The organism is Nitrospira sp. CMX1, assembly GCF_054902215.1.
This window is the reverse complement of sequence record NZ_JBUBKD010000040.1, coordinates 200,026-213,869: the sequence shown is the minus strand read 5'-3', so window position 1 is coordinate 213,869 and position 13,844 is coordinate 200,026. Positions and strand designations below refer to the sequence as shown.

Annotated in this window: 11 protein-coding genes; 1 reads left to right on the top strand and 10 read right to left on the bottom strand. The window is 55.3% G+C overall.

Features of this window, described 5'->3' with window-relative positions; genetic code table 11:
* The first annotated feature begins 180 nt into the window (after positions 1-180).
* Positions 181-900, top strand: a complete 720-nt coding sequence (locus ACYX34_RS10685; protein WP_462076545.1) for a polysaccharide biosynthesis/export family protein — start codon at positions 181-183, stop codon at positions 898-900.
* A 277-nt stretch (positions 901-1,177) separates the two neighbouring features.
* On the opposite strand, the gene ACYX34_RS10680 is transcribed toward ACYX34_RS10685, so the two are convergent.
* From ACYX34_RS10680 to ACYX34_RS10635, 10 genes are all read right to left on the bottom strand, one after another.
* Positions 1,178-2,305: a dipeptide epimerase gene (locus ACYX34_RS10680; RefSeq protein ID WP_462076544.1), complete on the bottom strand. Its 1,128-nt coding sequence runs from the start codon at positions 2,303-2,305 to the stop codon at positions 1,178-1,180.
* Positions 2,306-2,400: 95 nt separating this feature from the next.
* Positions 2,401-3,159: a 16S rRNA (uracil(1498)-N(3))-methyltransferase gene (locus tag ACYX34_RS10675; RefSeq protein ID WP_462076543.1), complete on the bottom strand. Its 759-nt coding sequence runs from the start codon at positions 3,157-3,159 to the stop codon at positions 2,401-2,403.
* A gap of 32 nt (positions 3,160-3,191) precedes the next feature.
* Positions 3,192-4,316: a molecular chaperone DnaJ gene (gene dnaJ, locus ACYX34_RS10670; RefSeq protein WP_462076576.1), complete on the bottom strand. Its 1,125-nt coding sequence runs from the start codon at positions 4,314-4,316 to the stop codon at positions 3,192-3,194.
* A gap of 83 nt (positions 4,317-4,399) precedes the next feature.
* Positions 4,400-6,319 (bottom strand): molecular chaperone DnaK, encoded by a 1,920-nt coding sequence (gene dnaK / locus ACYX34_RS10665; RefSeq protein WP_462076542.1) that lies wholly within the window; start codon positions 6,317-6,319, stop codon positions 4,400-4,402.
* A gap of 57 nt (positions 6,320-6,376) precedes the next feature.
* Entirely contained in the window at positions 6,377-6,943 is a 567-nt protein-coding gene (grpE, locus tag ACYX34_RS10660; RefSeq protein WP_462076541.1) for a nucleotide exchange factor GrpE, read from the bottom strand.
* Positions 6,944-7,032: 89 nt separating this feature from the next.
* Positions 7,033-7,821 carry a type III pantothenate kinase gene (locus tag ACYX34_RS10655; RefSeq protein WP_462076540.1) on the bottom strand — a complete coding sequence of 263 codons (789 nt, stop codon included), beginning with the start codon at positions 7,819-7,821 and terminating at the stop codon, positions 7,033-7,035.
* A gap of 33 nt (positions 7,822-7,854) precedes the next feature.
* A complete protein-coding gene (locus ACYX34_RS10650; protein ID WP_462076539.1) occupies positions 7,855-8,694 on the bottom strand; it encodes a biotin--[acetyl-CoA-carboxylase] ligase in 840 nt (279 codons plus the stop codon).
* 3 nt (positions 8,695-8,697) lie between these two features.
* The gene (gene nadC / locus ACYX34_RS10645) at positions 8,698-9,579 is read right to left on the bottom strand and encodes a carboxylating nicotinate-nucleotide diphosphorylase (protein WP_462076538.1); all 882 of its coding nucleotides are present in this window, start codon (positions 9,577-9,579) and stop codon (positions 8,698-8,700) included.
* Between the two features lie 3 nt (positions 9,580-9,582).
* Positions 9,583-12,324, bottom strand: coding sequence for a valine--tRNA ligase (locus ACYX34_RS10640; protein ID WP_462076537.1), 2,742 nt, complete (start codon positions 12,322-12,324; stop codon positions 9,583-9,585).
* A gap of 255 nt (positions 12,325-12,579) precedes the next feature.
* Positions 12,580-13,725: a response regulator gene (locus ACYX34_RS10635; protein WP_462076536.1), complete on the bottom strand. Its 1,146-nt coding sequence runs from the start codon at positions 13,723-13,725 to the stop codon at positions 12,580-12,582.
* Between the last annotated feature and the right edge of the window lie 119 nt (positions 13,726-13,844).

Genomic DNA, 13,844 nt, shown 5'->3' with positions numbered 1-13,844 from the left:
GGCGGCTCTGGGATGGAGGCGTTTAGAGCGAACGTGGGGGGGCACGGTGTGACGTGGGGTGATGGGCGAGAGGCCATCTAGAGGGGCCCCTACTGCTGAAATCTGATTGTTGGGTCCTATATACACGCGGCAAGGTGTCCTCACTAGGATTAGGATATTAAGACAGGAGGGATTACATTCATGAGATACTCTCTATGGTTTCCAATCACTGTGTTCGTGGTTGCATCATTCACTGGATCAGGGTTTTGCGAATCGGGGACGACGAAGTCAGATGCCGGTAAATCGCCAACAGATATTCCCATGTTGTCCAACACGGTATTGCAGACTGAGAAAGTGATCGGTCAGACGATGACGGTGGATAAGCTGTCAAATGCGGTCGGCAGTGAATATGTGATCGGTGCGGAAGACGTGTTGGACATTACCGTCTGGAGAAATCCGGACCTGTCCAGGCAAGTGCAAGTCCGTCCTGATGGGCGCATTTCAATGCCGATCATTCGCGATGTAGTCGCGGTAGGAAAAACGCCCACCAAATTGGCTGAAGAAATGACGAACCGGCTCAAGGAGTATGTTCAAAATCCGGTTGTGGCGGTGACCTTGAAAGAGGTCAATAGCTCCAATATCTTTCTGCTCGGCGAGGTTGCGAGCCCTGGGAAGTATCCCCTGAAGAGCAAGACGACGCTCCTGCAAGGAATTACCATTGCGGGAGGATTTAAGGAGACTGCGGCGAGAAATCAGATCGTCATTTTTCGGTTTACGGAAGTAGCCCCTGGACTGAAACGATTCACGGCGAGTTATGACGATATTGTGCTCCGAAGCGGAATCGCTGATAACTTTGAACTGAAGCCTGGAGATACTCTCGTGGTTCCAAGTGAATCTATGGTGGTTTTTCCCGGACGATAGGGTGAAAGGGGAAAGGATGATCCGGAGAAATGCCAGAGGTGGAATGAGTTGGATCAGCGAAAGACGTCATTGAGGTTCATCCCACCGCGAGCACAGATCACAATTCTTATTCTTATCCAACGGTAACATAAGATGTTCCGATACAAGGTTAACGTTGAGGCAGAGTCTTTGCTCAGGGGCAGGGATAACGATCCGGAGATTCTCTGAGGAGTCTGATTAGATTTGGTTTGGACTATTTTAGCTGGATGGAAATAAATAAGGAAAGCGCAAGGGGTAGCTACATTCTGGTTGGATGATTGCCCGTGGTACTTGTCATGTGAGTATTTGGTGGAACAGCCACGGAGCAATCTAAGCCAGACCCGTGCCAAGGCTGGAGGGTGGGTCCCTCATAGCGATAGCCACCATGGACGGGGTCGGTTGTCAGGAGCAACGGGGTGTCTAGATCCAACAGGTCGAATCCTTTCATGCCCAAGACCAGGCTAAAGGAACAACCCATGGCGATGCGTGATTCGAGCATGCCGCCGACCATCAGCTTCAACCCGGACTTCAGGGTGAAGGACGCAATCTCTGCTGCTTCCAGCACGCCGGTTTTCATGATCTTGATGTTGATATAGTCTGCCGCGCCCTGCGCGATGACCTTGCGTGCATCGTGGAGTGAGCGTACGGACTCATCGACGGCAACGGGAATGCCGGTTTCTCGTCGAATGGCAATCAGACTATCGAGGTCATCCCGTCCGACGGGTTGTTCCAGCAGGACCATCGTCCCGCCAAATCGCCGAACTCCAGCGGTGAACGCCAAGCACTCCGCTCGAGAAAATCCCTGATTGCCGTCGCCGATGAATGCAATGCCGGCTAACGCCTTGTGGAGGGCCTCGAGTCGACGGATATCTGCATCGACGTCTTTACCGACCTTCATCTTAAATAGGCGGAAGCCTCGTGCATACCAGTCCTGGGCAAGGGACAAGGTCTTTTCTCGGGTGGCGATGGGAATCGTGATGTCGGTGACGCGGGGATGCACATCGGCACCGCCCCAGAATTGCCATAGGGGGATCGCCGTGGCACGGCAGTATGCATCGAGCAATGCAGTTTCGATGCTGCAGCGCGCCGCCGGTTGGGAAGGAACCCGTTCTGCCAGATGACGACTTATTTCTTGGTAGTCCCGGATGGGCCGGCCAATGAGCGAAGGTGCAAGGTCCGCAAGGGTTTGAAGGCAGGACTCACGATCTTCAGTTCCGACCTCAGGGAACGGTGCGGCTTCTCCGAAGCCCTCAGTACCGTTGTTGAGTGTTACACGGACAAAGACATTTTCTGCGACGGCTCGTGTTCCTGTTGCCACGGCAAAGGGATCCGTGGTGGGTATATCGATCGGCCAGAAGGTCACGTCTTCGATGTGGTCGCTTTTCATCTGGGATCGCGAGGCCTTTCGCTGTGCTTAAGAGCTGAGTATGGGATTGGGCATGTTCCAGTTATCATGGTGACGTAGAACGAATAGCGCTTCACTCATGCAATTGGACTCAAGGATCCTAGTCTGCCGAGACGTGATTGGAGGATGCTGATCGTCGCAATGGCGGCGGTCTCGGCCCGGAGGATCTGTTGACCAAGGGTGACAGGTTCAATTCCTCGCTGCTCGGCCAGATCCAGTTCTTCTTTGCTCCAACCTCCTTCAGGTCCAATAAGGACGAAGAGGGCGCTGCTCTGGTCTTGTGGAAGTGCGATGGTTTGTGGACTGTTCCCGTCCCGCCGCTCGGCAAGCAGGAGGATTGTGGAGGGGGTCTTACCGCTTGTGAGCAGTGTTGCAAGCGATTGTGGCCTGGCGATCGTCGGTATGCGCCGCTGTTCTGATTGTTGGGCAGCTTCCAGTGCGATGCGTTGCCATCGGGCGAGTTGATGACCAAGGCGATCCGCTTTGAGTTGCACGACGCTGTGGCGGCTTTCGATCGGGATGATTTCGTGTATGCCGAGTTCGGTGGCCTTTTGAATGACCCAGTCCATTTTTTCACCCTTAAGCAGCGACTGACCAAGGATGAGACGAGGTGTGACGTGACTAGGCTCCTGAATGGTTTCGAGGATTTGTCCGATGACCGCTCGTTTCGAGATATCACTGATTGCAGCCTGGTATCTGGTGCCCTGGCCGTCGCTGAACCAGAGCGTTTCGCCGATGGCGACACGGAGGCTGTCTTTGATGTGAAGCCGCAGTTCGCCTGTGATTGTAATGGTGGGCGGTGTGATGCATTCAGAAGAAACAAAAAATACAGGCATGGGGGTCTGGAACTTCAGGAAGGACTGTCTTGCTACTCGAAAAACGTCTTCATCTTATCGAAGAAGCCGTCGCCGTTGGCTTCCATGGACATGCCGCTTTCTTTGGCATACTCCATCAGCAGTTCTTTCTGCCTGGCCGTCAGTTTGGTGGGAATCTGGATCTTCATCGTATAGATCTGGTCGCCGGTCGAGCCTCCCTTGAGACTGGGAACCCCCAGTCCTTTTATGCGGAGGACTTTGTCATGTTGCGTGCCGGGCGGGACCTTGATGACGGTGTCGCCCTTGAGGGTTGGCACTTCGACTTTCCCGCCGAGCACAGCCGTGACCAAGTTGATCGGGACATCACAGGAAATGTCGAGCCCTTTTCGCTGAAAGATCTGATGAGGTTTGACGGTAATGGCGACGTAGAGATCACCAGGGGGACCGCCATTGGGACCATGCTCGCCTTCATTAGAGAGACGGAGCCGCATGCCGGTCTCGATTCCAGCTGGAATATGGACCGCAATGGCTCGCTCTTTGTACACGCGTTGGCGTCCCTGACACGTCGCACAGGGTTCCGTGACGAAATGTCCGGTGCCTTCACATTGCCCGCAGGGTCGGCTGACGCTAAAAAACCCCTGCTGAAAGCGAATCTGCCCTGCGCCTTTGCAGCTGGCACAAGGCTTGATGGATGCCGCAGACTTAGCCCCTGTGCCTTTGCAGTCGGTACAGAGTTCCCAACGCGGAATCTTGAGTTTGGCTTCTTTCCCGTAAACGGATTCTTCAAATGTAATTTCAAGGTTGTATTGCAGATCGTTCCCGCGCTCGGCTCGACCGCCCCCACCGGCTCTGGCTTGACCGAAGAAGTCTTCGAAGATGTCGTTGAAGACGTCCCCAAATCCGCCTCGGTTGAAATCGAAACCATCAAATCCTGGACCACCCTGTTGGGCCCCGGCATGGCCGAACATGTCGTAGCGTTTCCGCTTCTCCTGATCGCTCAGGACCTCGTAAGCTTCATTGATTTCTTTGAATTTTTCTTCAGCGGATTTTTTTTGCTGTTCGCCGGAGTGCAGATCGGGATGATGCTGGCGGGCTAATTTGCGATAAGCTTTCTTCAGCTCGTCGTCCGAGACGTTTCGGTCAACACCGAGAATTTCGTAGTAATCGCGCTTGGACACGGCAGCCATTGTGAGTGAACGGTGGAGCCACCCGGGCTCTCGATTGTGTCGAGAGCACGGGCGCCTTGATGCGTTATTCTAGGCTATTTTTTGTCTTTGTCTACTTCTTCAAATTCTGCGTCCACAACTTTCTCGTCGGGTTTGGTTTCGTTGGTACTGCTGGTTGCCGATGCCCCTGGTTGTGGACCGGCTGAGGACGCTGCTTTCTTGTACATTTCTTCGGCTAATTTGTGCGACGCAGTCATGAGGGTTTGCGTCGCAGATTCAATGGCCTCGGCATCAGTGCCCTCTAAAGCTTTCTTGAGGGCTGCAATCGCGTCCTGGATCTTCGTTTTTTCATCGGCGGAGACCTTGTCGCCGTAGTCCGTGATATTTTTCTCGGTTTGGTAGACCAGATTGTCGCCCTGGTTCTTGGCTTCCGCCAATTTACGGCGTTTCTTGTCGTCTTCGGTATGCGACTGCGCATCCCGAACGAGCTTTTCGACCTCATCTTTGCTCAGGCCGCTGGAGGCCGTGATCTTGATGGACTGTTCTTTCTGAGTGGCCAGATCCTTAGCGGACACGTGGACAATGCCGTTCGCATCGATGTCAAAAGTGACTTCAATTTGCGGCATGCCGCGAGGTGCCGATGGAATACCGACCAAGTCGAATTGTCCAAGCAGCTTGTTGTCATTCGCCATTTCGCGTTCGCCTTGGAACACGCGAATGGTGACAGCGGTTTGGTTATCGGCCGCGGTCGAGAAGACTTGGCTCTTCTTGGTTGGAACGGTCGTATTGCGTTCGATCAATTTCGTAAACACGCCGCCCAGCGTTTCGATGCCCAACGACAACGGCGTGACGTCAAGGAGCAACACATCCTTGACCTCGCCCTTGAGAACGCCGCCTTGAATGCCGGCTCCAATGGCGACGACTTCATCGGGGTTGACACCGCGGTGCGGTTCTTTTCCGAAGAACTCTTTCACGACCTGAATCACTTTCGGCATACGGGTCATGCCGCCGACCAACACGATTTCCTGAATGTCCTTCGCCGAAACGCCGGCATCGGACAAGGCTTTGCGGCAGGGTTCGATCGTCCGTTGAATGAGATCGTCAACCAGCTGTTCCAGCTTGGCCCGCGTCAGCTTGGTGACCATATGCTTGGGGCCGCTGGCGTCCGCCGTAATGAATGGGAGATTGATTTCCGTTTCCTGAGACGAGGACAGTTCAATTTTGGCTCGTTCCGCTGCCTCTTTCAGGCGCTGAAGGGCCATCCGGTCCTTCCGTAAATCGATTCCCTGGTCTTTCCTGAACTCATCAACCAGCCAATCCATCACACGGAGATCGAAGTCGTCTCCGCCGAGATAGGTGTCACCGTTGGTCGACTTCACTTCGAAGACGCCTTCGCCGATTTCCAGTACGGAGACATCGAAGGTCCCGCCGCCGAGATCGTAGACGGCAATCCGTTCATCCTTCTTTTTATCCAGGCCGTAGGCAAGGGACGCCGCCGTCGGTTCATTGATAATACGGAGCACAGTCAGCCCAGCAATTTGACCGGCATCTTTCGTTGCCTGACGCTGACTGTCGTCAAAATAGGCAGGGACGGTGATGACGGCCTCGGTCACTTTTTCGCCGAGATAGTCTTCCGCTGTCTGCCGCATTTTTTGCAAAATCATAGCGGACACTTCCGGCGGGCTATACTGTTTGCCGCGCAGTTCAACGTGTGCGTCGCCGTTGTCGGCCTCGACCACTTTGTACGGGAGCCGTTTCATGGCTTCCTGGACTTCGCGGCTCTTGAACTTGCGCCCCATCAGTCGTTTGACCGAGAAAATGGTGTTCTCTGGATTGGTAATGGCTTGCCGTTTGGCGATTTGGCCGACCAGCCGTTCGCTCTTATCGGTGATGGCAACGACGGAAGGAGTAGTCCGACTTCCTTCGGCGTTGGCGATCACGACAGGGTCGCCGCCGCTCATAATCGCCACACAAGAGTTGGTGGTCCCAAGATCGATCCCGATAACTTTGCCCATTGGTGGACTCCTTCCTTCTCGACAACGATGACAGAGGGTCAGGTCGTTGTCGTATCCTTATTCGCTTGCCTGGGGTGGGCCTGACGACACGCTGACCATGGCTGCCCGCAACACTCTGTCGTGTAATCGATACCCCTTCTGAAACTCCTCCAACACTCGATTGGCCGGCACGTCAGTAGACGGCCCGTACGAGACAGCTTGATGCGAGTGGGGGTCAAACTCCTGACCAGCCGTCTCGATGGCTTGTACACCGAACTTGGCCAAAACACCGGAGAGTTGCTTGAGAGTCAGTTCTACGCCCTGAACGAGTGCTGAATCGCTTCCGTTTGTGGGAGCTGCCTTGATCGCCCGCTCCAAATTATCGACAACCGGCAGAAGTTCTTTGAGCAGTTGTTCATTGCCAAACCGAATCTGTTCACGCTGATCCCGCTGTGTCAGTCGCTTGTAATTTTCAAACTCTGCTGCCAGCCGGAGATATTTCTCATTGAGAGCGGTGCATTCCTCAACCTTGGCAGCCAGCTCATCTGCCGACGGAGAAGAGATGGTCGCGGTGTCAGAAGATACCTCTTCTAAGTTATCGATTGTATTAGTATTTGCTTTCTCTTGTGCGTGCTCTTCAGTCATGTGGATACCTGTACAGGGGAGGAGATATCCATAGGAGAAAGGAAGTCAACGGGTCAACGGAAAATAAAATGAAATCAAGGATGGAACCATTACACCCAGTTGGTGGAATGGGTTCCGTGAGCCCGACGGTACAACAGCTCGAGACCCTGGAGGGTTAGGAATGGTTCAATATGCTGAATGGTTTGTGCCTCTGATGCAATAACCTGGGCTAATCCACCCGTCGCAATCACAAACGAGGAACGTCCCATTTCGGTTTCCATTCGTTGAATGAGAGTGTCCACCAGGCCAGCGTATCCAAAGATGAGTCCAGACTGAATGCTGCTGGCGGTATCGATCCCGATGACGGTTTTGGGGCGGGCAAGCTCCACCTTGCTCAGTTTGGCGGCTCGGCTAAAGAGGGCTTCAGCGGAAATCCCCAAGCCCGGCGCAATCACGCCTCCCAGGTATTCGCCGGATCCGCTGACGGCGCAAAAGGTCGTCGCAGTACCGAAGTCGACGATGATGAGATCGCGGCGAAACTTCTCATAGCCGGCAACCGCATTGACAATCCGGTCGCTTCCGATCTCTTTCGGATTCAGGTATTTCAGGGTGAGCCCGGTCTCGAGATCAGATGACACAGTGATAGGCCTGCATCCAAAGGATGTTTCAATCATGAATTCAAATGTTTCCGTGAGGGCGGGCACGACACTGGAAATGATCGCACCGGTAATATGTTCAGGCACGCGGCCCTCTCGAGCCATGAGACTAAGGCAGAGGACGCCATACTCATCGGTCGTTCGTTTGGGGTCGGTGGCCAATCGCCAATGGTTGAGGAGCGTCGGCCCGTCAAAGATTCCAGCGACGATGTTGGTATTGCCGATATCGATCGCAAGCAGCATGGGATTCATTGTACTTCGGGAGGCCTGCTTTCGCTACTCTCTCAGATGAATTACATCGGCGGCATGAACTTCGATGAGAGCGGGCGATTGTGCGCGAGGGGAAGTCACGCGGGGACGGACTTGTAACGCACCGTCTGCGGAGAGCGTTTCTGCCGTCCCAAGGATCTGCTGATCGTTGGCGAACAAGATCTTCACCTGACGGCCCAGTGTGGCACAGCGAGCCATGTAGGCCTGCCGCAGTTGGGTGGGACCGTGGGACTGCAGTGTATCAAGACACTGTTCGAGCTCCCACAAGAGTTGCGCGAGGAGTCGATTCCGATCGATCGGTTGTGGAGCGGCCTCAATGAGTGAAGCGGCAGTCGGACGGAGGTCTTCCGGAAAGGCCTGAGGTGTGATGTTGACGTTCAGTCCGATTCCGATAATCACGGTCGGTTTGTCGGGCGTCGTCAGGGTGCTTTCGCAGAGAATGCCACCGACCTTGCGGTCCTGAAGGAGGAGGTCATTGGGCCATTTCAGGGCGAGCGATACAGCGGCAACCTGGTGGGCTGCCTCAGTGACAGCCAGCGCCGTGACCAGCGGGATCCAGGATAACCATTGTGCGAGGGGGAGAATCTGGCTCTTCCCACGAACAAGGATGGAGCAATAGATATTGAATCCAGGGGGGGAGAACCAGGCGCGCCCATGTCGGCCATAACCGCCCGATTGATGTTCGGCGACTACGAGTGTACCGTGCGCGGCGCCTTGTTGTGCGAGCGAGCAGGCCTCTCGATTGGTTGAGGGGAGATCTTGGTAGAGATAGAGGGTCTGTCCCAGCGCCTTGGTGGCAAGGGTGCTACGAATTGCGTCGATATTGAGTGGAGCAGAGGACACCATGGGCTAACGATGCCGGCGTTTTGCAGGTCGAGCCACTGTCATGACAAGACTGACCGTAGCGGCCGGAGCAGAATGGGTCAAGGTACCGATGGAAATTCGGTCGGCCCCTGCTGCCGCCATGGCGCGGACAGTTCGCAGCGTGATCCCGCCTGATACTTCCACCAGAGCTCGCTTCTTGATGAGTGCCACGGCGCGTCGCACCATGCGGGAAGTCATGTTGTCCAGCAAAATCACATCAGGCTTTCCCTCAAGGGCTTGCCGGACCTCGGAGAGGGTTTCCACTTCGACGATGATCGGGAGCGTGGGCGATCGATGTTTCTGTGCAAGTCGACAGGCCTTCTCCACTGGTCGTCGATGCTCTTGAAGAAGGACCAGATGGTTGTCCTTGATCAGAATGCCATCGCTCAAGGAGTGCCGATGATTCGTTCCTCCGCCGAGTGCCACGGCCCATTTCTGAAGTGTTCTCCAACCGGGAAGCGTTTTTCTGGTATCCAGGATGCTGACAGGGTAGCCACGTACTGCTCGACAGAACTGCTGCGTGATGGTGGCGATCCCCGAGAGGTGCTGAAGGAAGTTTAGGGCAACCCGTTCGGCTTGCAAGATGGATCGCCCATCGCCTTCGATCTGAAGCAGCCGCTCTCCGTTCTTTGCTCGGTCCCCGTCCCGCTTGGAGACGGAGAGTCGTAGCGAAGGATCGACCATGAGAAAGGTCTGGACTGCTGCGGCCATTCCGGCAACGACCAAGGGCTGTTGTGCGATGATTGCGGCCTGGGCTGGGATCGGAACGGAAAAGAGCGCAGCAGTGGTGGCGTCTCCCTGAGCAAGATCCTCCTCGAGCCCCCGGCGCACGGCCCGTCGAATTTCTGCAGCAGGGAGCGTGGTCATCGGTCAGGTTTCGAGCATTGCGCGGAGCTGCTCTTGGCTGTCGGCCAGTAAGGTCCGATCACGAGAGAGAGTCCGCACCCGGTCTTGATGTTCGGCGATCACGTCTGGCGGTGCTTTCGACGTGAATTCCACGTTTTTCAACTTCCCGCCGATTCGTTGTAGTTCCTTATCGGTCTCCGCAATTTCTTTTTCCAAACGCTCGATTGCTTTCTGCAGGTCCACGTCCTCTGCCACGGGGATCCCCACCGAGAGGCCTTCTGCGATGAGTCGCAGCAATCTAGTCGTCGGCCAATCTTGTGGTCGGCTGACGTTGGCACGACTCCGACTCAGGTGGGTTACGTGTTGCTGCAGCTGGCCGAGGAGCTGTTGACTGCGAGGAGCATCATGCCCGACATGAATTGCAATCTGTTGACCCGGTAGATAATTCAAGAGGACCCGGCCGGTCCGGACGAGTCCCACCGTCTGTTCCAACAAGGCGAAGTGCTGCTCGACCTCAGACGCGGTCCATGTGCCGTCAACGACCGGATAGGTCTGTACAACAATACTGTCTCCTTGGTGAGGAAGTGTTTGCCAAATCTCTTCCGTGATGAAAGGCATGAATGGGTGGAGTAGTCGCATGGTGGTTTCGAGCGTCTCCACGAGCGTGTGTCGCGTGCCGGCTCCATCTGGGTGTTCGGGCGTTTGCAGCACCGGTTTGATCAGCTCCAAATACCAGTCGCAGTATTCATGCCAGATGAATTGATAGAGCGCGGTTGCGGCCCGGTCAAAGCGGTAGGCTTCCAACTCCGTCGTGACTACGTGAATGGTATGGGCCAGCCGGCTCAGGATCCATTGGTCGGGGAATGTCCGTTCCGCCGGCGGCAGGGTGGCCCGTGGACCCTCGAGGTACATCAAGGCGAATCGCGCGACGTTCCAAATTTTATTGGCGAAGTTGCGATACCCCTCAATCCGCTCTTCTGCCAATTTCACGTCCCGTCCGGGCGAGGCCATTGAAGCCAAGGTAAATCGGAGCGCATCGGTTCCGAATTCACTCATGACATGAAGCGGGTCAATGACGTTCCCCTTCGACTTGCTCATTTTTTTGCCGTCGGCGTCGCGGACGAGGGCATGGATGTAGACGTCTTTGAAGGGGACATCCCCCATGAACTTGAGGCCCATCATGATCATGCGTGCAACCCAGAAGAACAAGATGTCGAGTCCTGTGACCAGCGTGGACGTCGGGTAATAGGTTTTGAGTTCCTGCGTGTGGTCCGGCCATCCCAATGTTGAAAAGGGCCAGAGTGCGGAAGAAAACCACGTATCAAGGACATCGGGGTCTCGATGGAGATCGGTCCCGCCGCATGACGGGCAATTCGCCGGTGTCGTCTTCGAGACGATAGGGGAGGCTCCCGACAAGATAGCCGTTCGGCTCTCACGTCTGATCACCTGCTTGGCATTGCACGACACACAGTACCAGGCTGGAATTTGATGGCCCCACCAGATCTGGCGAGAGATGCACCAGTCCTTAATATCGCGCATCCAGCCCAGGTAATTATTCGTCCAGCCTTCCGGAATGATGCGAATACGACCCTCTTCAACCGCGGTGATGGCTGGTTCAGCCAGTGGCTTGATCTTGACGAACCACTGTGGCGACAGATAAGGCTCGACCACGGTCTTGCATCGGTAACACTTCCCCACGGCCATTTTATGGTCTTCGACCTTGACCAGGTGTCCACGCTCCTTCAGCAGTGCCTCAACCTTGGGCCTGGCCTTCGAGACGGGCAAACCCTGCAACTGGTCGATGAGGGCAGACTCCACCACCGCCTGGCGCATACCGGACGCATCGAGTAGGGCGTGATGGTCGAGGATCGCAAGTCGCGGAAGCGCATGTCGTTCTCCTGCCTCGTAGTCGTTGAAATCGTGTGCGGGGGTAATTTTGACGGCACCGGTACCGAACTCACGATCGACGAGGAGTGCGTCCCCGACAATGGGAATTGTTCGGTCTGTAAGGGGGAGGCGAACTTGTTTGCCGATGAGGTGCTTGAAGCGTTCGTCGTCGGGATGGACCGCGATAGCGGTGTCACCGAGCATTGTTTCAGGTCTGGTTGTGGCGACGGTCAGACGAAGAGTGGGATTCTCGGCGAGCGGGTAGTCGATAGAATAGAGCTTTCCCTTCGTCTCTTCGTGTTCGACTTCAATGTCTGACAGTGCGGTGAGGCAACGTGGACACCAATTGATCAGCCGTTCGCCTCGATAGATCAGCCCATCTTCATAGAGTCGGACGAACACTTCGAGCACAGCTTTGGACAATCCTTCGTCCATCGTAAACCGGAGGCGGTCCCAGTCGCAGGATTCTCCAAGCTGTTTTTGCTGGCTGATGATGGTATTCCCCGACGTCGCCTTCCACTGCCAGACGCGCTCGACGAATTGGTCGCGTCCAAGCGACTCTCTGGAAAGGCCTTCGACCATCAGCTGTTTCTCAACGACATTCTGTGTCGCAATCCCGGCATGGTCGGTTCCTGGAAGCCACAGCGTGTTGCGTCCCTGCATGCGTCGCCAGCGAATCAGGATGTCTTGGAGAGAATGGTTCAGGGCATGGCCGACGTGGAGCGACCCCGTGACATTCGGCGGGGGAATGACAATACAATAGGGCTGTCCCGGCTGCTGGGGTGAGGCCTGGAAATAGCGACGGGTCAGCCATTCGCGCGACCATCGTGTTTCGACTGCTTTCGGATCGTAGGTTTTTTCGAGCTGAGATGAAGCCATAAGTGTTGTATCCAAATTGTGCGGGCGGCATCTTAGCATGTCTGTGCGGCGGAGAACATGGTGTGAGTCTCAGCTTGTGGCCTGGTGTGGCATATGCTATACAGTCGCGCACCGACGTGATCACACATTTACTGTAGGGAGGACCATGGCACGAGGTCGTGAAAAGGATCGGAAAACACGGAAGAAGCACCGGAAGAATGTGAAGCGAGTGAAGGCCTTGGCAAAAGCTCGCCGAGGAAAGAAGGGAAAGAAAAGTTAGATTTTTGAGGAGCGGGGAGGTTCTTCGGTCTCGGTCAACCGTTTGATTTCTGCTTTGACCTGCTGTTCAGCGACGTCAGGGACGATGCGTTGAACAGCCTGTTCGACGGCGGAGGCAACCGTGGCTTTGACCGCGCCCTCGACCAGGAGTGGAGTTTGCTTTACCACTTCCTGATGCAGTGCATCGGTGACCAGCTGATTAATCGTTCCTACCTGTTCCCGCACGACGGCGGGTAAATCCTGGTGAATGACGGATTCGACCTGCTCTCGGACCAACTGCGTGAGAGGCTCCGCGAGGGGAGGCTTCAGCAGGTCCGAAACGGCTTGTCGAATGCTTGTCTCGTTGCTCGGGAGTTCTTTCCGGATCAGCGACGGCAAGGCCTCAGCGACGAGCGGTTGAATGACCGTGGTGAGATATTCCCGAGACAGAATGTTGCCTAACTGGGTCTGGATCTCTTTCTGCACGAGTGGCCGAATCTGCGTTCCCCATTGGTCAGTGATCATCTGTGGAAGTAGCCCGCCCAGGTTCTGCTCACTTCGCTTGGTCATTGCCTGTACCAACTGGTCCACGAGGCTCCTCATGACATCGTCAGAAGCCGTAGGGGTGATCGGTGAAATTGGTGCGGCAGTGTGAGGGCCGATAGGCGGGTTCAGTGGTTCCTCCAACCCAGTGAGAACGGATACCTGATCAGTTGCCTCGTCGTCGGATTCGGTTCCAGTCGAGGTCGGGGGCCAGGCGCGTCGCTTCAGGCCCGTACCGGTTGCGGTACTCGCCTGTTTCTGTTGAAGAGACTTCAGCACGGTGAGCAATTCTTCCGTGTGGAACGGTTTCTTCAGGAATGCCTTGACGCCTAATGTGCGGAGAAGGTTTTCATCTGGGTGATCAGCCGGATTCACCAAAGAGATGAGAGATGTCTCGGCGAGATTGTCCAGTTTGTTGATCTCCTTACAAAATCCTGAAAAGGTCATGTTGTCGAGTTGGTAGTCAGCGATGATCAAGGACGGTGCACTTCGTCGAGCGGCCTCGAGTGCGGTTGGGCCGTCCTGAAACCCAAGGACCTCAAACCCTTCCGGAGTGGAGATTTGTTCGACCAGTCGTCTGACGGCGGGGCTGCTATCTACGACAAAAATCGGCGAAGTCATGTGACGCGCTCCATCTTTTTAGAGTTTCTTCGAAGCTAGCAAGGGGGGTATGCTTTGTCAAGAAAACCAGCAAATAGATGGGTGAGTTGACGATGCCGTTCGGCATGCGACCCCGCGGG